The organism is Neorhizobium sp. DAR64872/K0K18 (genome assembly GCF_050500175.1).
Classification (GTDB): domain Bacteria; phylum Pseudomonadota; class Alphaproteobacteria; order Rhizobiales; family Rhizobiaceae; genus Neorhizobium; species Neorhizobium soli.
On the sequence record NZ_CP191446.1, the window covers coordinates 1,810,557 to 1,831,140 of the forward strand.

At 61.1% G+C, this 20,584-nt stretch carries 16 protein-coding genes; 7 read left to right on the top strand and 9 right to left on the bottom strand.

Features of this window, described 5'->3' with window-relative positions; translation table 11 throughout:
* Positions 1–129: 129 nt before the first annotated feature.
* From gor to rpiA, 3 genes are all read right to left on the bottom strand, one after another.
* Positions 130–1,518 carry a glutathione-disulfide reductase gene (gor, locus tag ACQY1P_RS14355; protein ID WP_430253983.1) on the bottom strand — a complete coding sequence of 463 codons (1,389 nt, stop codon included), beginning with the start codon at positions 1,516–1,518 and terminating at the stop codon, positions 130–132.
* A 135-nt stretch (positions 1,519–1,653) separates the two neighbouring features.
* Entirely contained in the window at positions 1,654–2,241 is a 588-nt protein-coding gene (locus ACQY1P_RS14360) for a DUF2059 domain-containing protein (RefSeq protein ID WP_062456556.1), read from the bottom strand.
* Between the two features lie 19 nt (positions 2,242–2,260).
* Entirely contained in the window at positions 2,261–2,956 is a 696-nt protein-coding gene (rpiA, locus tag ACQY1P_RS14365; protein ID WP_430253985.1) for a ribose-5-phosphate isomerase RpiA, read from the bottom strand.
* Positions 2,957–3,143: 187 nt separating this feature from the next.
* Here rpiA and ACQY1P_RS14370 point away from each other — a divergent pair, with 187 nt between their 5' ends.
* Positions 3,144–3,812 (top strand): HAD family hydrolase, encoded by a 669-nt coding sequence (locus ACQY1P_RS14370; protein WP_430253987.1) that lies wholly within the window; start codon positions 3,144–3,146, stop codon positions 3,810–3,812.
* A 67-nt stretch (positions 3,813–3,879) separates the two neighbouring features.
* Here the strand turns inward: ACQY1P_RS14370 and ACQY1P_RS14375 are convergent, their stop codons facing one another.
* On the bottom strand, positions 3,880–5,883 hold the full coding sequence (locus ACQY1P_RS14375) for a L,D-transpeptidase family protein (protein WP_430253989.1): 2,004 nt from the start codon (positions 5,881–5,883) through the stop codon (positions 3,880–3,882).
* Between the two features lie 390 nt (positions 5,884–6,273).
* Between ACQY1P_RS14375 and fumC the strand changes: the two genes are divergently transcribed.
* Positions 6,274–7,665 (top strand): class II fumarate hydratase, encoded by a 1,392-nt coding sequence (gene fumC, locus ACQY1P_RS14380; protein ID WP_430253991.1) that lies wholly within the window; start codon positions 6,274–6,276, stop codon positions 7,663–7,665.
* A gap of 264 nt (positions 7,666–7,929) precedes the next feature.
* Positions 7,930–9,000 carry a GGDEF domain-containing protein gene (locus ACQY1P_RS14385; protein WP_062456544.1) on the top strand — a complete coding sequence of 357 codons (1,071 nt, stop codon included), beginning with the start codon at positions 7,930–7,932 and terminating at the stop codon, positions 8,998–9,000.
* A 10-nt stretch (positions 9,001–9,010) separates the two neighbouring features.
* Here the strand turns inward: ACQY1P_RS14385 and ACQY1P_RS14390 are convergent, their stop codons facing one another.
* The 3 genes from ACQY1P_RS14390 to ACQY1P_RS14400 are packed head-to-tail and all read right to left on the bottom strand — an operon-like array spanning position 9,011 to position 11,857.
* The gene (locus tag ACQY1P_RS14390; protein ID WP_430253993.1) at positions 9,011–9,619 is read right to left on the bottom strand and encodes a pyridoxamine 5'-phosphate oxidase family protein; all 609 of its coding nucleotides are present in this window, start codon (positions 9,617–9,619) and stop codon (positions 9,011–9,013) included.
* Positions 9,616–11,439 (bottom strand): monovalent cation:proton antiporter-2 (CPA2) family protein, encoded by a 1,824-nt coding sequence (locus ACQY1P_RS14395; protein WP_430253995.1) that lies wholly within the window; start codon positions 11,437–11,439, stop codon positions 9,616–9,618. The genes ACQY1P_RS14390 and ACQY1P_RS14395 overlap by 4 nt, the downstream gene beginning before the upstream one ends.
* 31 nt (positions 11,440–11,470) lie before the next feature.
* Entirely contained in the window at positions 11,471–11,857 is a 387-nt protein-coding gene (locus ACQY1P_RS14400; RefSeq protein ID WP_113110589.1) for a gamma-butyrobetaine hydroxylase-like domain-containing protein, read from the bottom strand.
* 210 nt (positions 11,858–12,067) lie between these two features.
* Between ACQY1P_RS14400 and moaA the strand changes: the two genes are divergently transcribed.
* Complete coding sequence (moaA, locus tag ACQY1P_RS14405; RefSeq protein WP_430256710.1) at positions 12,068–13,054, top strand: GTP 3',8-cyclase MoaA; 987 nt, start codon at positions 12,068–12,070, stop codon at positions 13,052–13,054.
* 77 nt (positions 13,055–13,131) lie between these two features.
* Here moaA and ACQY1P_RS14410 read toward each other — a convergent pair whose 3' ends face one another.
* Entirely contained in the window at positions 13,132–15,693 is a 2,562-nt protein-coding gene (locus ACQY1P_RS14410) for a methyl-accepting chemotaxis protein (RefSeq protein ID WP_430253997.1), read from the bottom strand.
* A 228-nt stretch (positions 15,694–15,921) separates the two neighbouring features.
* Between ACQY1P_RS14410 and ACQY1P_RS14415 the strand changes: the two genes are divergently transcribed.
* From ACQY1P_RS14415 to mobB, 3 genes are read left to right on the top strand one after another with little or no spacing between them, the layout of a single operon-like run.
* Entirely contained in the window at positions 15,922–16,854 is a 933-nt protein-coding gene (locus ACQY1P_RS14415; protein ID WP_113110591.1) for a DMT family transporter, read from the top strand.
* Positions 16,851–17,477 (top strand): molybdenum cofactor guanylyltransferase MobA, encoded by a 627-nt coding sequence (gene mobA / locus ACQY1P_RS14420; protein WP_430253999.1) that lies wholly within the window; start codon positions 16,851–16,853, stop codon positions 17,475–17,477. The genes ACQY1P_RS14415 and mobA overlap by 4 nt, the downstream gene beginning before the upstream one ends.
* Complete coding sequence (gene mobB / locus ACQY1P_RS14425; RefSeq protein WP_113110593.1) at positions 17,474–17,992, top strand: molybdopterin-guanine dinucleotide biosynthesis protein B; 519 nt, start codon at positions 17,474–17,476, stop codon at positions 17,990–17,992. The genes mobA and mobB overlap by 4 nt, the downstream gene beginning before the upstream one ends.
* A 49-nt stretch (positions 17,993–18,041) precedes the next feature.
* Here the strand turns inward: mobB and ACQY1P_RS14430 are convergent, their stop codons facing one another.
* Entirely contained in the window at positions 18,042–20,366 is a 2,325-nt protein-coding gene (locus ACQY1P_RS14430) for an OmpA family protein (protein WP_430254001.1), read from the bottom strand.
* Positions 20,367–20,584 lie beyond the last annotated feature (218 nt).

A 20,584-nucleotide genomic window follows, 5' to 3' on the forward strand; every position in this document is an offset into this window, starting at 1 on the left:
GCTTATAGACCGAACGGCCTCGTTTGCATAGCGGGTAGATAAGCGCCCGCCAGGGCTTCCACCAGTGCAACAAACGACGCCGAAACATCTTACATTGCTAAATTATATTCGTTCTTGTCCAAACAGATCTCAGACCCGCTCGCCATTCCTGATGCGGTAGCTCGGCGTGTACATGGTCACCAGTTCCTCCGAAGCCGTCGGATGCACCGCCATTGTGCTGTCGAAATCGTCCTTCGTCACGCCGGCCTTGAGGCAGATGCCGATCAGCTGCGCCATTTCTCCGGCTTCGTGACCAAGGATGTGGGATCCGATCACCTTGCGGCTCTCGGCATCGACGATCAGCTTCATGATCGTCTTTTCCTGCCGGCCGGAGAGCGTTGCCTTCATCGGCCGGAATTCCGCGCGGTAGACTTCGAGCTCGGCATAGCGCTTGGCCGCTTCCTCTTCCGAAAGACCGACCGTGCCGATTTCCGGCTGCGAGAACACCGCCGTCGCAATCAGCTCGTGATCCGGCTTGGTCGGATTGTTCCTGAACGCGGTCTCGATAAAGCACATCGCCTCATGGATCGCGACCGGCGTCAGCTGTACCCGGTTGGTGACATCGCCGAGCGCATAGATGTTTTCGATATTGGTGCGCGAATACTCGTCGACGACGATGGCACCGAGCTCGTCCACCTCGACACCGGCAGCCTCAAGTCCCAGACCATCGGTGTTCGGATCACGACCGAGCGCCAGCATCACCGTATCAACGGCAAGCGTTTCGCCGCCCATGGTCGACGCGATGAGATGACCGGCCGGAGATTTCGTCACCTCGGCGATCACGTCGGTGAGAATGACCCGCATCCCCTTGTCTTCCATCGCCTTGCGGAGTCCGTGGCGCATGTCCTGGTCGAACCGCGACAGGATCTCCTGGCCGCGATATATCAGCGTCACCTCGACGCCGAGGCCATGAAAGATGTTGGCGAATTCCACCGCGATATAACCGCCGCCGGCGATCAGGATCGATTTCGGCAGTTCCGGCAGATCGAAAGCCTCGTTGGACGAGATGCAGAGCTCGTAGCCGGGAAGGGCCACATGCGGGTTGGGTGTGCCGCCCGTGGCAATCACGATCTTGTCCGCCGTCACGGTTCTTCCGGATTTCACCAGGCGCACCGTATGGGCATCGACAAGCTCGGCCCGATCTTCGATCGCCTCGGCGCCGCTATTGGAGAGGTTGCGCTTGTAGATCGCCTCGAGCCTCGCGATCTCGGCATCCTTGGCCGCGATCAGCTTTTTCCAGTCGAAGCTGGTTTCGCCGACCGTCCAGCCGAAGCCGACAGCATCTTCGAAATGCTCCGAGAACTGCGAAGCGTAGACAAGCAGCTTCTTCGGAACGCAGCCGCGGATGACGCAGGTGCCGCCGAACCGATATTCCTCGGCAACGGCTACCGTCTTGCCGAGCGACGCGGCAACGCGCCCTGCCCTGACGCCACCGGAGCCTGCACCGATCACGAACAGGTCATAGTCATAGGCGGTCATGGCAGGCTCCTGAAGAAAGAACATGGGTGGGATGCTTGGGGCATAGATAGGTGCCAGCCACATATAATGCTGCAGCCGCCATAAACAAAAGCCCGGATTTCTCCGGGCTTTTCAGAAGTCTTGTGGATCAGTCGATCAGGGCTTGGCAGCAGGCGTCGGAGCCGGCTTGGCGCCAGCCGCCGCAGGTGCCGGCGTATCGACGACAGGTGCCTTGATCGGGTTGGCATCGATAACGCCGCGCAGCTTGGCGGTCGCCTGGGTGTTCAGGTCGCGCGAAATGCCGTTGGCCCAGATTTCAGCCGCACGTCCGAGTTCGCGGGCAACCAGCGGCTGGTTGTTCAAAAGCTTCTTGCCGGCTTCGGTCGTGAAGAAGGTCGAGATCGTCTTCAGCTCATCGACGGAAAAGCTTTTGGCGTAGATCGTCGCGGCTTCCTTTTCGAGATCCGCGCGACGCGGAGCAAGCGCCAGCGCCTCTTGGTCGACGATGGCGTTGATCTGTTCCTGGAAGTTCGGCGAAGACTGGATAAACTGACCCTTCAACGCTTCGGCCATGTTGGGCAGAATGTTGTCGAACCGATCGGTGACGTTGAGCGAAGCGATAGCATCGCGCGCAGCCGCCATATGGGCCTCAGGAATTTCCTGGGCCTGAGCAGAAACGGAAACGGCGCCGGACATCACAATTGCGAGGGCGGCAGCACGGCCAAGAACCGCGAATTTGATCATGGGTTGATTGCTCCTAAGGTTATTTCGCCTTCAACGTCCGCGCACCAGCCTCGCCGGCGATGATCGCAAAGGACGCGATGTGAATGAACAGCCCGTGCTCGACGACGCCGGGAATGAGATGAAGTTGAGCTGACAAGGCCTCTGCATCAGGAATGCGGCCAAAAGATGCGTCAAGAATATAGTGCCCGCCGTCGGTGCGGAACACATCTTCGCCACCGCGGCGCAGCTTCAGTTCGCCGGAAAGGCCGATCCTGGAGGCCGCCTTTTCGATGGCAATGCGTGTCGAGGCCATCCCGAACGGATTGATCTCGATCGGCAGCGGAAACGCGCCGAGGGTTTCCACGACCTTGCTTTCGTCAGCAATCACGATCACCTGAGCAGACGCCGCCGCGACGATCTTTTCACGCAGCAAAGCCCCGCCGCCGCCCTTGATCAGGGTCAGGTTCCCGTCCACCTCGTCGGTGCCGTCGATCGTCAGATCGAGCTCCGGCAGTTCGTCGAGCGATTTGAGGGGAACGCCGAGTTCGACGCAAAGGCGGGCGGTCCGCTCCGAGGTCGGCACGCCGAGAACCTTCAGGCCGCCATGCACCTTTTCGGCCAGGAGACGAACAAACTCTTCGGCAGTCGAGCCTGTGCCGATGCCAAGACGCATTCCGTCTTCGACATATCCCAGCGCAGCCTCAGCCGCCTTGACCTTCATTTCTCGGGCGTCCATCCGCCAAAAGCTCCAGAATGTTCCTGCGGTCGCTGTTTACACGGCTCTTTTGACAAACGAAAGAGCCTAACGTCTTGCACACAGGCTTGCTGAGGTTTTGCGGCGTCGCCGGATCCGTGTTAGTCGCTGCCTTGCTTTTTTCTGTATTGATATTCCAGCCGGCATTCATCGAAACCAAGAGGCACCCGTGAAAACTCCCCTCGTCATCTTCGATCTGGATGGTACCCTCGTTGATACCGCGCCCGATCTCATCGATAGCCTCAATCACACGATTGCCGCGGCCGATCTGCAGCCTGTCGCCTATGAGGACATCACCCATCTCGTCGGCCAGGGCGTGCGGATGATGATCGCCCGCGCCTTCCACCTGCGCAACACGCCGCTCGACGATGACCTGGCGGGGCGGCTTTTTGATCGCTTCATGGCGCATTACAAGGCGAATATGCCGGGCAAGAGCAAGGTCTATCCGGGTGTCATCGACTGTCTTGATCGCCTCGCATGTGCGGGCGTCCGGCTTGCCGTCTGCACCAACAAGCTGGAAGAACTGGCGCTGCCGCTGATGCAGGGCCTTGGCCTTGCCTCGCGTTTCGACGTCATCACCGGCGGAGACACGTTTGCGGTCCGCAAACCCGATGCCGGGCATATTCTCGGCACGATCGAGAAGGCAGGCGCCGACCCGGCATGCAGCATCATGATCGGCGACAGCATCAACGACATCCTCGCCGCGCAAAATGCAAGGATTGGTTCGATCGCCGTCAGCTTCGGCTATTCCGACGTCCCGGTCGTGGACCTCAACGCTGACATCGTCATTGATCACTTCGACGATCTGACCGTCCAAGTCATCCGGAAGATGATCTGAAGTCGGTACGAACGAAAACGGCGGCTCGAAGGCCGCCGTTTCCAATTGGACGTCAAGATTTTCAGCTTTAAGCCGAACGTGCCTTCGTGGTTGCCTCGAATGCCTTTCTCACGGCCGCGTCGCGATCGTAGACGTCGTCGAAATACTCGACCTTTCCGTCCTTGTTCGGCCATGCGGTAAAGTAGGAAACGTAGACCGGGATCTTTGCGGTCACCTTGGCCGCAACGTTTTCACCACCGGCGATCCGAGCATCGACCTCCTGCTCGGAAATGCCGAGGACGGCCGCAGCCATCTTGCGCGGTTCTGCGAGTCTCACGCAGCCATGGCTGAGCGCACGCATGTCACGCTGGAAGAAGCTCTTCGAAGGCGTGTCATGCATGTAGATCGCATGGGCGTTCGGAAACAGGATCTTCAGGTCGCCGAGAGCATTGTCGCTCGACGGAGGCTGACGGACCGAGACGTTCTGGGTCGAAGTGTACCAGTTGACGCTGCGCGACGGCACCGCCTTGCCATTGACCGCGACTTCATAGCCGAGACGATCGAGATAGGACGGGTCCGCGCGAAGCTTCGGCAGCATCTCGTTGACGATGATCGACTGCGGCACGCCCCAGTATGGGTTGAACTCGACAGTCTCGATCTCGTCTTGGAAGAAGAACGTCTGATGCGCCTTCGATCCCACAACTGTGCGCATCGAGAACTGCTCGGCGCCGTTCTCGTTGTAGTAAACGCGGAATGCAGGCTGGTTGATGAACACGTAGCGCTGACCGAGATCGCTCGGCAGCCAGCGCGCCTGTTCCATGGCGACCACAAGCTTTTCGATCTTGTCCTGCGACGTATGGCCGACCATCTTGCGAACGGTCGCCGCACCGATGACGCCATCGGCCTTCAGGCCTGCTTCGCTCTGGAACGTCTTGACCAGATCGACCAGCTCGGGCGTGTATTCCGGCGTCTGCTGGTAGCTCGCAAGCGTCGCTTCGTGCTTGGTCTTCAGCGCATCGGACCCCGAATGCTGGATCGCCGCAACAACAGCTGACAGATCAGGGCTGCTGTTGCCCGGCTTCAGGAGCAGATTGTCCGGGAGCTTCACGGCGGTCGCTTCACTCGCAGCTTCAGCACGCAGCCTGACAAGCTCGGCTTTCAAAGCCGTGAAATGCCGGTCCTGCGGAGCAAGGCCTGCAAGATAGGCGCCGGGTTCCTGACCTGTCGCCAGGAAAGCCATGACGCCATTCAGATCGACGGCCTTCAGCTTGAAGTCGTGGAATCCGGAGATCTTGTTCGGATCGATACGCCCGCGCGTCATATCCTGCGCAAACAGCAATGCCTTGGCAGACAGAGCAAGCTCGAACTGCATCAGATCGCGGTCGTGACCCTCGGCCGGACCGGCGGCAGGTGATGCTACGGCAGGCGTTTCAGCCGTGGTGGTAGCTGTGTCCGGCGTGGCAGCGACGGGTGTGGCGGTTGCCGCTTCCGGCGCCGCGGCGGAGGGGGTTGCGGGGTCGACAGTGGCCTCGGCTTCAGCCGACGCAACCGGCGCTTTGGCCGGCGCGACGCTGGCGGTCGTCAGGTTCGGAACCTTCAACGCGTAGTCGGCGGGATCCAGACCGAAGTCGGCGGCCTTTTCCAGCACGCTGATCAGCGCCCGCGCATGGTCGTTGGCATCGCCGCCGGAGACCCAGAGCGGAGCTGCGTTCTTGCTGTAATAGGCTTCGAGTGCGGACGCGATCGCAGACGGGGCCGAAACCTTTGCCTGCGCGATCAGGCGGGTCGCATCGGTCGCTGAAGCCGCGGCAAAGCCTGCGGTCTGCACAGCCCGGCTGGCATCGGCTTTATACGTATAGTAGCGGGGTCCGGACACCTTCGGCAGCGGCTCGGGATCGGCCAGCGCCTTTTCGGTAGGAGCAACAGTCGTCACACCCGGAACGCCGTTGTCGGCGGCGCGGCTCTTGCCAGGGCCGCCTTTCAGGAAATCCATCAGGGTCAGGGCGTTGGCGGGGCCGGCCAGGACGGCAAAGGCCGAAATTCCGGAAACCAAAGCCAGAGCGAGCGAAGTCTTTTTGGTATCTTGCGGCAATTTTGTCCCCGTCATTTCCACCCGCTTGCAAATCTGCGGGATCAATTCGTGCAGCCCGCCATCTATCCGATCGCGTGGCCTGTGGAAAGAAACGCCCGAGCGCACACAAAGCCGGATCTGAGCGGCAAAGCATACGCGAACGCCGGCGAAGATTAAGAAATTATTCGTTAAATTTTCACCAATGGGTAACCTAGTTTATTTGGCCGACCATTGTTCCATCGGGCACAATTCCACGCGGCGTGACCGAAATGGCACGCGGACACGGTCACAAATCGACCCCGGCTGCGCTTGAAGTCACCCGGTAATGGTATAGTAATGCCGGCGCCGGTTTCGTGCCCGGCACGCGATAGTTCGCCCGCGTTCGCGGGCATGGGAGACAGAGGCGACACGATGACCACAACGCGCACCGAAACCGATACTTTTGGCCCGATCGACGTGGCCGCAGACCGCTACTGGGGCGCTCAGGCGCAACGTTCGCTTGGAAACTTCAAGATCGGCTGGGAAAAGCAGCCGCTGGCCGTGGTCCGTGCGCTCGGCATCGTCAAGCAGGCCGCAGCCGTCGCCAATATGGAACTGGCAGGCCTTGACCGGACCGTCGGCAAGGCGATCGTCGATGCCGCCCAGGAAGTGATCGACGGCAAACTCAACGATCATTTTCCGCTGGTCGTCTGGCAGACCGGTTCCGGCACGCAGTCGAACATGAACGCCAACGAAGTGATCTCCAACCGGGCGATCGAAGTCCTCGGTGGCGTCATGGGCTCCAAGAAGCCGGTGCACCCGAACGACCACGTCAACATGAGCCAGTCGTCGAACGACACCTATCCGACGGCCATGCACATTGCCTGCGTCGAAACCATCGTCCGCCATCTCCTGCCGGCGCTCAAGCACCTGCATGAGGCGCTGGAAGCCAAGGTGAAGGCTTTCGCCCACATCATCAAGATCGGCCGCACCCACACGCAGGACGCGACGCCGTTGACGCTCGGCCAGGAATTTTCCGGCTATGCCGCGCAGGTCGCCTCCGCGATCGCCAATATCGAGCTGACGCTTCCGGCACTCTCCAAGCTTGCTCAGGGCGGCACTGCCGTCGGCACAGGCCTCAACGCCCCGGTCGGCTTTGCCGAAAAGGTCGCCGACGAAATCTCGAAGATCACCGGCCTGCCCTTCGTGACGGCGCCGAACAAGTTCGAGGCGCTCGCCTCACACGACTCGATGGTGTTTTCGCACGGCGCGATCAATGCGGCAGCAGCCGCCCTGTTCAAGATCGCCAACGACATCCGCTTCCTCGGCTCCGGTCCGCGTGCCGGCCTTGGCGAACTGTCGCTGCCGGAAAACGAGCCGGGCTCGTCGATCATGCCGGGCAAGGTCAACCCCACGCAGTCGGAAGCGCTCACACAGGTCTGCGCCCACATCTTCGGCAACCATGCTGCCCTCACCTTCGCCGGCAGCCAGGGGCATTTCGAGCTGAACGTCTACAATCCGATGATGGCCTACAACTTCCTTCAGTCGGTTCAGCTGCTCGGTGATGCTGCCGTTTCCTTTACCGACAACTGTGTCGTCGGCATCGAAGCGCGTGAAGACAATATCCGCAAGGGCGTCGAAAACTCCCTGATGCTGGTCACCGCGCTGAATTCCAGGCTCGGCTACGACACCTGCGCCAAGATCGCCAAGACCGCGCACAAGAATGGCACCACGCTGCGTGAGGAAGCCGTTGGCGGTGGCTATCTGACGAACGAGGAGTTCGATCAGTATGTCCGTCCGGAAAACATGATCGGGCCCAAGTAAATCGGTCCCAATAGCGATGACGGGGTCGGTCAACCGATAGGCCCCGTCGTCAAGATTACATCCGGAATGAGCTAGACCGAACCATATGTTTGGCTTGTATCGCAAGCTCAGCCAAGATTTGCACTTTCACGCAATATAACATAGAATCATAATTAAAATAACGCGTACAAAATTGCGCAAATACAAACTGCTCTTAATTGTTTTCCAATATTCGTCACATATAAATTTATCCACACAGTGGATGAGGTCTAGTGGGGGTCGTCGATGACGACGGGTGTGGCGCCGAAGGCGCAATCCAGTGATTTGATCAGTCAAGTCATATACGCAATTCGGGCGATGGGGGTCGCTTCGATACCGCGTAATTATCAGCTATTCTATGAAGCTTACATCGGCTCCAACCCCGAGCTGGCACAGGATCTTGCGGCGCTGGGCTCACGCGCGACGCAAGAGGAACTCGACGACCTTTCTGCCCGGCACCTGGGAACGGGGCAGGTCGATGTCATCGAGAAGGCGCATGACCGCATCTTGACGGAGCTGGACTCTGTCTTGAAGCTGTTGCGTCAGGAACAGGCGTCGCTCGAAAGCTACAGCCGTCTTCTTGGCGAGACCGCCGTCCGTATCAATGCCAAAAGCAGCTTTTCGAGCGAGCTGATCCGCAACGCCGTCAGCCTTCTCAACGATGCGACCGGTGACAAGATCGCGCAGGGCGAAAAGACCGCCGGTGACATGGAGCAGCGCTCGCAGGAGATGGATCAGGTCCGCCGCGAACTCGACGAGTACAAGCGGATCGCCAATACCGATTCCCTGACGCGGCTTTCCAACCGACGGGCCTTCGACGAGCGCCTGGCAACGATCTTCGACCATGCGCCAAGCCTGCCCGTGACCGCGCTGGTCCTCGCCGACATCGACAACTTCAAGAAGATCAACGACAGCTACGGCCATCCGGTCGGCGACAAGATCCTGTCGACCGTCGCTTCGGTCATCCGTTCGAACGTCCGCAAGGAAGTCTTCGTCGCACGCACAGGCGGCGAGGAGTTTGCGATCATCGTTCAGGGCAACACACCCGACGAGGTCATGATCATCTGCGAGAGGGTGCGTCGTGCTCTCGAAACGCGCGCCTTCCGCAATTCCCGCTCGGGCATCAACTATGGGCCAGTCACCATCTCGCTTGGATACTCGATGGCCTCGCAGGCAGCCGATCCGGGCGATCTCTACGCCCGCGCAGACACGGCGCTCTATCATGCAAAGAACTCCGGACGAAACCGGACCGTGTTCTATGAAGACAGCATGACCAAGGATTACGTCAGCAAGAGCTGGCTGATCTACAAGAAGTGATCGCCTGCTCTCACCACATCGTCTTGGCGGCACGGTCCGCCCATTCGCGGTCATAGGTCTCCTTGTCGAAGTCGGCCTTTGCCGCCTTCAGCAAGGTGCCGGGCGTCGGAAGGGTCCTCGGGTCCACAAAACGCGCAGGGTTCCACAGTTCCGACCGCATCAGCGCCCGCGCGCATTGGAAATAGACCTCGTCGATAGCAATCACCGTCACGCTGCGCGGGTGCTTGCCGTCCATCTCGAAGCTTTGAAGCAGTCCGGGGTCCACCGACACCACCGCGCGACCATTGATCCGCATCGTCATCGTCGAGCCCGGCACGAGAAACATCAGGGCGACCCGCGGATCTCGAACGATGTTGATCAGCGAATCGATGCGGTTGTTGCCACGCCAGTCCGGAAGCGCCAGCGTCCGCTCGTCCTCGATCCGCACCACCCCGCCGAGATCGCCGCGCGGCGAGCAGTCGATCCCTTCCGGCCCGACGGTTGCCAGCGCCACGAACGGTGACGCCTCGATCATCTGCCGATATTCAGCCGTCAGGAAGCGGGTCACCTTGGCAAGCGATGCCTCGCTGCTGTCGCCATAGATCGCCTTCAGTTCGTCGACCGTTGTGATGATTGTCATCTTGCTGCCCCTTGCGCCGCGTCCTGTGCGGCCGCCCGTCGTTCCCGTTCGCGCGCCGTTTTTGCGGCGATGATGTCTGCGGGTTGCGCATTGCCCTTGATCAGCGACCGGCCGGCATAAATGCCGCCGACCTGTTCCAGCGCAAACCGTTCGCGATCGATCTCGCGGAATTCCTCGACCATCTGAAGCGCCGTCTCGTCGGCCTCACCCAGAGCGCGCAGAACCTCGCCTCCGAAGCTCAGCGCCGAATCGTAGGTTTCGCGGATCTGGTAATCGACGCCGGCCTTCAGAAGATCGATCGCATGACCGCGGTCATAGGCGCGGGCGAGAACCGGAACGAGCGGGAACTCTTCCTTGACGATCTCGGCGATCTTCAGCGCCGCTTCCTTGTCGTCCACACAGATCAGGATCGCCCTTGCCGTCGCCGCACCGGCTGCATGCAGGATCTCGGGTCGGACACCGTCGCCGTAATAGACCTTGAAGCCGAAATCGCCGATGTCGCGGATAAACTCCGCATTGCTGTCGATGATCGACAGCGTATAGCCTCGCGCCAGAACCGGCTGGCTGACGATCTGTCCAAAACGCCCGAAGCCGATCAACAGCACCGTATTTTCGATATTCTCTGGCTCGGCCAGACCGCTCGTATCCACTTCCGGCTTCGGCGCGGTGCGCACGTAGATCGCAACGACCAGCGGCGTCACCGCCATCGAGATAACAATCGTCGCCGTCAGCACGGCATTCGTATCGGAATCCAAGATGCCGACGGAGGCAGCCGCCGCGTAGAGCACGAACGCAAACTCACCGCCCTGCGCCATCAGGATCGCACGGCCGAGACCCTCGGCATGAGACGTGCCAAGCAGCCTTGCGACCCCATAGATCACCAGCCCCTTGACGATCATGTAGGCGATGACGGCGAGGAGCACGTGCTGCCAGTTGGCGGCAATCACCGACAGATTGACCGCCATGCCGACGCCCAGAAAGAACAGGCCGAGCAGGATGCCGCGAAACGGCTCGATATCGGCCTCGAGTTGGTGCCGGAAGGATGATTCGGACAAGAGAACGCCGGCGAGAAACGCGCCCATCGCCATCGACAGACCCGCAAACTGCATCAGCAGCGCTGATCCGAGCACGACGAGCAGCGCCGCGGCGGTCATCACCTCCCGGGCGCCGGAATTGGCAAGCAGCCGGAAGAACGGGTTGAGCAGGTATCGCCCGGCAAGAACGAGTGCGGCAAGCGCTGCAAACCCGATGCCGACCGATTGCAGCCGCTCGGTCAAGGATACGGCCTCGCCCTGCGCCGCCAGGAGGGCGACGATAGCTAGCAGCGGCACGATGGCGAGATCCTCAAACAGCAGGATCGCAACGATATGTTGGCCCTTCGGCGTGTGCAGATGGTTGCGCTCCTGAAGCATCTGCATGACGATTGCCGTCGAGGTCAGGACGAAGCCGGTGCCGGCGACGAAGGCGACAGGCGCCGGATAACCGAAGCCGATCCCGACAGCCATCAGCAAAACAATACAGGCGCACACCTGAAGTGCGCCAAGCCCGAAAATATCCTTTCGCATGCTCCAAAGCCGCGATGGCTGCATTTCCAGGCCGATGACGAACAGGAACATGACGACGCCGAGTTCGGCAATGTGCAGGATCGCCTGCGGATCCGAGACAAGCTTCAGTCCAAAAGGCCCGATCGCCAAACCGGCGGCGAGATAGCCGAGCACGGATCCGAGACCGATCTTCTTGAAGAGGGGTGCCGCAATAACCGCTGCCCCGAGAAGCGCGACGACCTGAACCAGATCGCCCGCATTTGATTCCGCTGCCACCCCGACAATCCCCTTTGTTTTCGAAATCGCTTTAGCGCGTCTGCGTGACACTATCGCGGCTCAGTCCCTTGGCCGCCAGATCATTTTCGTAACCCTGGAAAAGCGCGTCGCCCTCGGTCCCGAGCTCGCGCAGATAGCGCCAGGTAAAGATACCGCTGTCATGCCCGTCATCGAAAGCGATCCGGACCGCATAATTGCCGGTCGCGACCACATTGCGTATGCCCACAAGGCGCTTTCCCGGCACCGTTACCTTCTGGTCGGGGCTATGCCCTTGCACCTCTGCGGAAGGCGAGAGCACGCGCATCATCTCGGCGGACAGGGCGTAAGATGCACCGTCTTCAAAGCGCACAGTCAGTGTTCTCTTGTCCGGCGAAACCCGCAATTCCGTCGGCCAGCTGTCGTTGGGAACGTCAGTCATGTTTCTCTTCCAATTTGAATGTCTCACGATTATGGACTTCGCTCATGCCTCGCAAGCCCGTTCGCCGTGAACGGTCCATCATCACGTTAAGGAGTACAAACCTTGACGTTGCCCCGGATCGGACCCAAGTTCTGGCGTCAGGAGTATTTACCCGTGAATTCATTTGTCATACCGCCACTGACTGCCGGCCCTGCCGCGACCAACGCACCGATGATCGACAAGTTTGGTCGCGCGGTGACCTATCTGCGTGTCTCGGTCACGGATCGCTGCGACTTTCGCTGTACCTATTGCATGGCGGAAAACATGACGTTCCTGCCGAAAAAGGACCTGCTGACGCTGGAAGAGCTCGACAGGCTCTGTTCGGCCTTCGTCGCAAAGGGCGTCCGAAAGCTTCGGCTGACCGGCGGCGAACCTTTGGTGCGCAAGAACATCATGTATCTGGTCCGCTCGATCGGTCGCCACATCGAAGAGGGCAATCTCGACGAGCTGACGCTGACGACGAACGGCTCACAGCTAGCCCGCCACGCGCAAGAACTCTACGATTGCGGCGTGCGGCGCATCAACGTTTCGCTCGACACGCTCGATCCCGACAAGTTCAAGGCCATCACGCGCTGGGGTGACTTCTCCAAGGTGATGGAGGGCATCGATGCGGCGCAGAAGGCCGGGTTGAAGATCAAGCTGAATGCAGTCGCTCTGAAGGATTTCAACGAATTCGAGATCGCCGACATGCTGCGCTTTGCGCATGGCCGCGGAATGGACCTGACTGTCATCGAGACCATGCCGATGGGCGAGATCGAGGAAGACCGCACGGACCGCTATCTGCCGCTGTCGAAGCTGCGCGCCGATCTCGAGCAGCAGTTCACGTTCACCGACATCCCCTACAAGACCGGTGGCCCTGCCCGCTATGTCGAGGTCGCCGAAACCGGTGGCCGCGTCGGCTTCATCACGCCAATGACGCATAACTTCTGCGAAGGCTGCAACCGCGTCCGCCTGACCTGCACTGGCACGCTCTATATGTGCCTCGGCCAGAACGACGCTGCCGATCTTCGGGCAGCGCTGCGCGCATCGGACGATCCGGCCGTTCTCTCGGCGGCGATCGACGAGGCGATCTCGCGCAAGCCGAAAGGCCACGACTTCATCATCGACCGCAACAACCGCCCGGCGGTGTCGCGGCACATGAGCGTCACCGGCGGGTGATGTAAACGAAGCAAAGTCAGATGTGAAAAGAGCCGGCTTGAGCCGGCTCTTTGCATTTTGGGACTGCAGCGATCGCCTCAGGCGACGTCGCGTCGCTGCTGATCGCGCCGGTCATAACTGCCCATGCCGAACTGTGCATGCGGTTCGCGGGTCTTGAACCGCTCGATCTTTTCGGAGAGAACGCCGACCCGTTGGCGCAGGCCGTGGATCTCGGCATTGTTTTCTTCCACCATCGCGGCGTTCCGCTGGGTGATGTGTTCCACTTCCTGAACCGCGCGGGTGACTTGGCTGATCCCCGTCGACTGTTCCTCGGCAGCGTCGGAGATCTGCGTCACCAGTTTGCGCACGTCGGTCACATGGGCGATGATCTGCGAGAGCGCGCCACCTGTCTCTTCAACCAGGTGCACGCCATTGGTCACCTGGGCGGAACTTGCCGAGATCAGCCCCTTGATTTCCCGGGCAGCACCTGCGCAGCGTTGCGCCAGTTCGCGGACTTCCTGCGCGACCACGGCAAAACCGCGACCCGCCTCACCTGCGCGTGCGGCTTCGACACCGGCATTGAGCGCAAGCAGGTTGGTCTGGAAGGCGATCTCATCGATGACGCCGATGATGGTTGCAATCTTCTCCGACGACCGGCTGATCTCGCCCATGGCGCCGACAGCGCGTGCCACGACCTCGCCCGAACGCACCGCAAAAGCTTCAGTCTCGTTGACGGACGTCGAGGTTTCGCGAGCGCTTTGCGCTGTTGCGCGGACGATGTCGCCGAGATGGCGGAGCGCACGTGAGCTCTGCTCGAGTGCTGCCGCCTGCTGCTCGGTGCGCCGGGCAAGGTCGTCGGCGGATGCCGCAAGATTGCCCGTGCCGCCTTCGATCTCGTCGGCCGTGGAACGGACGTCGGCAAGCGTGCCGCGCAACTCTTCGACAGCGCGGTTGTATGTGCGGGCCATCTCGATGAAATCCTCGGGCAGGTTTTCATCCATGGTCTGCTCCAGGTCGCCTTCGGCAAGCTGGCCGAGAACGCTCGAGAGAGCGGTCAGCGCCTGACGCTGTTCGGCGGCAATCCGGGCACGTTCGCTTGTGCGGCGGTCCAATTCGGCGCTCGAAAGCTCCCGTGCCGACGTCGCCTCTTTTTCCAGCCGGATATTCTCCAGCGCCGAATCGCGGAACACGCTGACCGAGCGCACCATGTCGCCGATCTCGTCGCCCCGCTCGCGGCCTTCGATCTTCACATCGAGGTCGCCATCGGCCAGACGCTTCATGATCTCGGTGACGCGGCGCAAAGGTCCGCGCAGCGTCTCGACCAGCATGAGGCCGCCGGCGATGGCAAGCAGCGTGCCCGCCACCATGGCGATCACGGAAACGGTGGCCGAACGCTCGCTGTCCGCCTTGCCCACCTCCTGCGCTTGCGCCACGAAGTTCTTGAGGCCGGCCATGCCTGCCGTCAGCGTTTCTGTCGCCTTCGTGCGTGCCGCAGTCCATTCACCCGCGTTGACAATCGTCGTCGCCGTGCTCTTCTCCAGCGCGCTCAGCAGTGTCGCAAGGGTCGGTCCAAAGTCGCGGGTGGCGGCATTGCGCGAATTGAGTTCGGAGACTTTTGCGCTTGTCGCCCTCAGCGCCACGATGTCGGCAATGATATGCGAACGTGCTTCATCGGTCGGCACCGTCATGAAACGCTCGGCATGCAGCTGCATCGCGTTCGATATCTGGAGCGACTGGTCGATCTGGTCGAGAACGCTCTTCAGCACTTCCACCTCGCCTTCGAGATCGACGAAACGCTCGGCTGCGTCACCGGATTTCTTCGTCACTTCGGCGGCAAGTTCCCCCTGCGGTCTCATGAAGGCACTTGTCGAAATGCGCAAAGCCTGGGCCTTGTCGGCAACCGGCTTGTCGCTGGCGATGACGGCCAGAAGCTGATCGGCTGACTGCTCGATCGGCGCCATGGCCGCCTTGCCGTTGGACGACAGCATCGGCGCGACGATCGCGAATTCCTTTTTGAGCGTGTGGCCGTAAAGCTCCGCGCCCTTGACGGTGGCTTCGTCGGTTTCGGAGGCCCGCACGGCATTGCGCAGATTTTCCAGCCGACGCGCGACGGATCGATACGCGTAGGCTTCAAACAGCTGCCGCTTGGCGAATTTCTCTTTGCCGTCAAACTGTTTCTGGATGATCTCGACCTGCTTGTCGACGCCGTTGGAAGCATCGCGCACGCCTTTGAGGATCTGATTGATCTCCTCGACATTGCGCTTGCGCATCTGTTCGATCGCCCACAGCCCATCCGTGTCGGCTGAGAGCTTAGCCGCAAGCTCGCGGACAACGGCTATCCGGTTACGGTCACCCTCGGTCTGCAACAGCCCTTGCAACCGGCCGACGCCGTCAGCCTGACGCGCGATACTGGACCGCAGGGTCGCGACGGTCTGATCCGACGGAGCCTCGGTGAATGCCTGAAGCGATGACTGGAGATCTTCGAAATCGCCGATATTTTCGATCGTGGCACGCGTCACGGTCATATGACCGTTCAGCGTTTCGGCCGTATAGAAGCCAGCCATTCCCACGCCTGCAATCAGAAGCACCAGTGGCACGACGAAGAGAAGAACCTTGGTGACAATTTTGCGTCTTTGAAGCAGACGATCGACGAATGACATGGAACCCCCGGGTTGTTGAGTAGCCCCCGGCTCCGCTGTTCATTCGCGGGTTATCCAGCAAGCGCCCCCACGTCATGCGGGTAACATTGCTGCACACAATCTGCAAATTCGGTTGAACAAGCGTTAACTCAAGGATGTCCGAGTTGCGATTTCGCAAGAACGGGGACATGTGGCTGCTGGCGGACCGTTTGAAGCTGCGTTAAGACGGCGCGGTCCCGAGGAGACATCATGAGTCTGTCCGAAAACGCACGCGGCGCCCTGGTTATGGCGTTCGCCATGGCGGCATTTACCTTCAACGACGCTTTGGTCAAATCCGTTACGTCAGAGCTCAGCATTGCACAGATCATTGCCGTGCGCGGGGTCATGACCACAACCCTCGTCTATTTCATCGCGCGCCACCTTCGCGCGTCGATTTCGCTGAAAACGCTGAGCCATCCCCTCGTCCTCTTGCGAGGATTTTGCGAACTCGGCGCCACCCTTGCGTATTTCACCGCGCTCGCCCGGCTCGAATTTGCCACCGCTGCCTCCATCATGCAGTCGCTGCCACTGGTCGTCACGCTCGGCGCAGCACTCATTTTTCGTGAACCGGTTGGCTGGCGGCGCTGGAGCGCGATCGGGGTCGGGCTCGTTGGCGTCCTTCTCATTCTCCGCCCCGGCGCGGAAGGGTTTTCGGCGGACGCTGTCTATCCGCTCATCGCTTTATGCTTCACCGCCTGCCGCGACCTGACGACCCGGCGGATCAGCGCCGAAATCCCGACCATCAGCATCACCTTCTTCACGAGTTTCGCCAACACGCTTCTCGGCATTATCCTGATCGTGCCGATGGGCGGCTGGCAACCGGTGAGCGCCGGCACCTTCTCCATTCTCGTCCTGACATCGCTCCTGGTTTTTGCGGGTTATCAGACCGTGATCATGGCGATGCGCACGGGAGAGGTCTCGTTTGTGACGCCGTTCCGCTACACGAGCCTGATCTGGGCTCTGGCGATCGGGATCCTGTTCTTCGGCGAGGAGCCGAGCGGCAGCATGCTTGCGGGAGCGGCAATCGTGATCGGCTCCGGTCTCTATACGTTCGCGCGCGAAAAGAAGAGGAAGCAGCAGGTCGCGACCGCCGCCGACGTCGCCCCGCCCGGCTCCACGCAGACGAGAGAAACGGGCCGATGATAACTGCCTCAAACAATCTCCCGGCTCTCATTCTCGCCGGCGGCCGATCCAGCCGCATGGGGCAAAACAAGGCTGATCTGCCGCTCGCCGGAAAGACGATCCTCGGCCATGTCGTCGATCGGCTCGCGCCTCAGGTGATATCGATCGTTCTGAATGCGCCCGAAGCCTCAGAGAATATTCGCGGGCTACGTCTCGTTCCCGACTTGAGACCGGGCCAGGCCGGCCCGCTCGAAGGCGTCCTGGCCGGTCTTTTCGACCTTCAGGCGCAGGACACCGATGCGTCCCATCTGGTGACGGTCCCCTGCGACAGTCCGTTCCTGCCGCTCGATCTGGTGGCACATCTCAAAGCCGACGCTGGCCCTGAAACCATTGCCGTCGCTACGTCGGATGGTCGTACGCATCCCGTTTTCGCGCTCTGGCCGAAGTCGATCGCCGACGACCTCGAAAAATGGCTTGTTGATCCCGACAACCGTCGCCTCAGGGCATTTCTGGATCGCCATTCGACGGTCTATGTGGATTTCCCAATTCTCGACATCGGCGGCGAAATGCTCGATCCTTTTCTCAATATCAACACTCCGGAGGATCTGGCCTTGGCCAAGCGCTTCACCGAGGCTCTGAGATGACAGTGCCGCCCCGTGTCTTTGGAATTGCCGGCTGGAAGAACTCAGGCAAGACAGGCCTTGCCGTCCGACTGGTGACGGAATTCACCCGCCGCGGCTACAAGATCTCGACGATCAAGCACGCCCACCACGATTTCGACATCGACAAGGTCGGCGCCGACTCGTTCCGGCACCGTCAGGCTGGCGCGCATGAAGTGACGATCGTCTCCGGCACCCGGTTTGCCATCATGCACGAGCTGCGCGGCGATCCGGAACCCAGTTTGCAGGACGTTCTCGATCGTATCGCGCCCTGCGATCTGGTGCTGATAGAGGGCTACAAGCGCGAGCCAGTGCCCAAGATTGAGGCCCGCAGGCTCGAATCGAAAAGCCGCGAGCCACTGGCTCCGACCGATCCGCATATTGTTGCCATCGCTGCCGATCATGCGGTGGAGGGTACGTCCCTGCCCGTCTTCGATCTCGACGACACGGTCGCCATCGCGGATTTCATCGCGAACGTCGTTTCTCTCCCGCAGAAATGAAAACGCCCAAATAAACCGGGCGCTCTCTGATCAACTCTGGTGAACCAGACTATTTCGACGCAACCGGCTTTACCAGCGCCGTGATGCGGCGGATGGTGACGCGGCGGTTTTCCTGGTTCGGTCCGTCGGTGCGAACCTTCAGGTAGCGTTCGCCGTAGCCCTGGGTCGCCAGGTTTTCCGGCGGGATGCCGTAAGCGTCGGTCAGAACGCGGGCAACGCTTTCCGCACGCTCGTCGGACAGGACGAGGTTGGCATCATCCGCGCCGACGGCGTCGGTATGGCCTTCGATCAGGAAGGTTTCAGCCGGGTCCTTCTTCAGCACCTGGTTGATCGCATCCGCAACCTTGCGCAGCGAGCTTGCCTGGTTCATCGGAATTTCGGCACTGCCTGTTGCAAAGGTGACCGTATCCAAGTCGATACGACGAACCTTGTCGCGGATACGGGCCGAGTAGCGAACCTCATCCAGCGAATAGACGCGCTCGACCTGTTCGACCGGCGGCTGTTCGAGGAACTCGTAGTAGTTCCGGTCAGGCTCCGACGACGTGTCGATAATGTAGTCGTCGAGCGGAACGTCGAGACGCATGGGCGGCAGATCGTCACCCGGATCGCGCCAGGTATAATCTGCACCGCGGTTCTGTTCCGACAGTTCCGGCGCATAGTAGAGCACATATTCCTCGCCCCCGCGCACGATACGCGACCGCTGGACGATCTCGCCGTAACGGTTGCGCACGGTGACGATCCGGGTGCCGTCTTCGCGCTCGATCACTTCACGGACACGACCATCGCGCAGACGCTCGTATTCCGGCTGGCGACCGTCTTCTTCATAGAAGCGGCGGCTGTCATCGTGGCGCACGACCGACTGGTTGTCGATCGAGATGATCACGCGGCCACGATCCCTGCCGCGATCGTTACGGCCGACATCCTGGCCGTCCTGACCGCGATAATCCCAGCCACGCGGGCGATCGAACTGCGGACGACGGTCGAGCCGTTCGCCGCGCTCTTCGGACAGTTCGCGGAAATTGCGCCTCTGGTCGGCTGTCTCCCGAGTGTTGGACTGGGAATCAGCGTCGGAACGTGGCGGTGCACGATCCGCCTGCTGGGCATCGCGGTCGCGGTCGCGGCGCGGACGCTCACCATCGCGGTCCGGACGACGCGGACGTGCATCTTCCTTGGCGCTGTCGAGCACCGCTGCACCGTTTTCGACCGGCAGGGTCGGCTGTTCGCCGCGCTGCGCAGACTTTGGATCCTTCGCCAGTTCCTTGGCGCGCTCCACCTTGTCAGGCGTATCGGCAACCTGCGGCGGCCGCGGACGGCCGTTTGCGGGCTGATCGGTCTCCGGCTGGTTGCGATCGGCCTGGTTGCGATCGGGACGATCACGGCCGGGCTCGTTCGGATTGGCTTGATCGGCATCACCCGGGCGACGGTTGTTCTGGTCGCGGTCGGCTGGGTTACGGTCAGCCTGATTGCGGTCTGGGCGAGCCGCGTCTGGCTGCGCTGCGGTATCCGGACGGGTCTGGTCGCGCTGGTTGCGATCCTTGGCGTCGCGCGGTGGCGTAGCCCCGTTCTCAGCGTCGGTGTCGCGAGCATTGCGTTCCGCAGCCTTCGGATCAACCTTGGGGTCGGCCTTCGGATCTACCTTGCTGCGATCGCCCTGCGCGCGCGGACGCTCAGGCGACTGTTCATCGCCTGCCTTTTGGCGCTGCGGACGAGCCTGATCCGGATCGGCCTGGTCTGGCTTTGCACGATCAGCCTGTGCCTTTTCAGGCTTGGCCGGCTTTGCATCGTCCGGCTTTGCCCTGTCGGCAGCATCGGCCTTGGACGGATCGGCGCGGTCACGGGATGGCTTCGGGCGCTCGCCTTCGGCATTCGAACGGTCCGCTGCAGGCGGACGCTCCTTGGCATCGCTTCCCTGCGCTTCACGGCGCGGGCGTTCGGCTGCTGCAGGTGCATCCTGCTGACGCTCGGCATCGCGGCGCGCTGGCTTCTTCTGCTCGGGCTCGCCCTGTTCAGCCTGCGCGCGGCGTGCTGGACGCTCGCTTGCGCCGCCGTTGTCTTCAGCCTGCTGGCGACGCTGCGGGCGCTCGCTGGCACCGCCACCGTCTTCCGCGGCCTGGCGACGCTGCGGCCGCTCTGGCTTGTCTTCGCCCTGGCCTGCTTCGCTCTTTTCGCGGCGCGGACGCTGCGGCTTTTCGCCACCACCATCTTCAGGCGCGATGACTTCCTGCTGAACCTGGATGAAACCTGGTACCGAGGCCGGAGCCTGGTTGACTTCGATGGCGGCCTTCAGCGGCATGGCACCAACCGGCTGCAGCATCAGCGGCAGCGACAGCACCGGCGCAGCCACGCTGGCAAACAGTCTGAATTTTTTAGACATGCAATCTTCCTCTTCTCAAGCGTCTCTTCCCTTGGCGCATCCCGTATTATGCATCGTTCGAAAGAATGACCTCGGGCTGACGCGCCGGCTGAACGGGTATTCAACCGATATGGTTCCGCAAAGACTGTTCCCAACCACATGAATGACAACTGAATGCCGCGTTCACCTCCCTCGAGGTGTCATGGGGCAGGAAAATGCCGTTGCAATTTCCCGTTGGC

Bases quoted from the DNA above. Each gene is read 5' to 3' on its own strand.
- gor (WP_430253983.1), bottom strand. From the start codon at position 1,518: ATGACCGCCTATGACTATGACCTGTTCGTGATCGGTGCAGGCTCCGGT.
- ACQY1P_RS14360 (WP_062456556.1), bottom strand. From the start codon at position 2,241: ATGATCAAATTCGCGGTTCTTGGCCGTGCTGCCGCCCTCGCAATTGTG.
- rpiA (WP_430253985.1), bottom strand. From the start codon at position 2,956: ATGGACGCCCGAGAAATGAAGGTCAAGGCGGCTGAGGCTGCGCTGGGA.
- fumC (WP_430253991.1), top strand. From the start codon at position 6,274: ATGACCACAACGCGCACCGAAACCGATACTTTTGGCCCGATCGACGTG.
- ACQY1P_RS14385 (WP_062456544.1), top strand. From the start codon at position 7,930: ATGACGACGGGTGTGGCGCCGAAGGCGCAATCCAGTGATTTGATCAGT.
- ACQY1P_RS14390 (WP_430253993.1), bottom strand. From the start codon at position 9,619: ATGACAATCATCACAACGGTCGACGAACTGAAGGCGATCTATGGCGAC.
- ACQY1P_RS14400 (WP_113110589.1), bottom strand. From the start codon at position 11,857: ATGACTGACGTTCCCAACGACAGCTGGCCGACGGAATTGCGGGTTTCG.
- moaA (WP_430256710.1), top strand. From the start codon at position 12,068: ATGATCGACAAGTTTGGTCGCGCGGTGACCTATCTGCGTGTCTCGGTC.
- ACQY1P_RS14410 (WP_430253997.1), bottom strand. From the start codon at position 15,693: ATGTCATTCGTCGATCGTCTGCTTCAAAGACGCAAAATTGTCACCAAG.
- ACQY1P_RS14415 (WP_113110591.1), top strand. From the start codon at position 15,922: ATGAGTCTGTCCGAAAACGCACGCGGCGCCCTGGTTATGGCGTTCGCC.
- mobA (WP_430253999.1), top strand. From the start codon at position 16,851: ATGATAACTGCCTCAAACAATCTCCCGGCTCTCATTCTCGCCGGCGGC.
- mobB (WP_113110593.1), top strand. From the start codon at position 17,474: ATGACAGTGCCGCCCCGTGTCTTTGGAATTGCCGGCTGGAAGAACTCA.
- ACQY1P_RS14430 (WP_430254001.1), bottom strand. From the start codon at position 20,366: ATGTCTAAAAAATTCAGACTGTTTGCCAGCGTGGCTGCGCCGGTGCTG.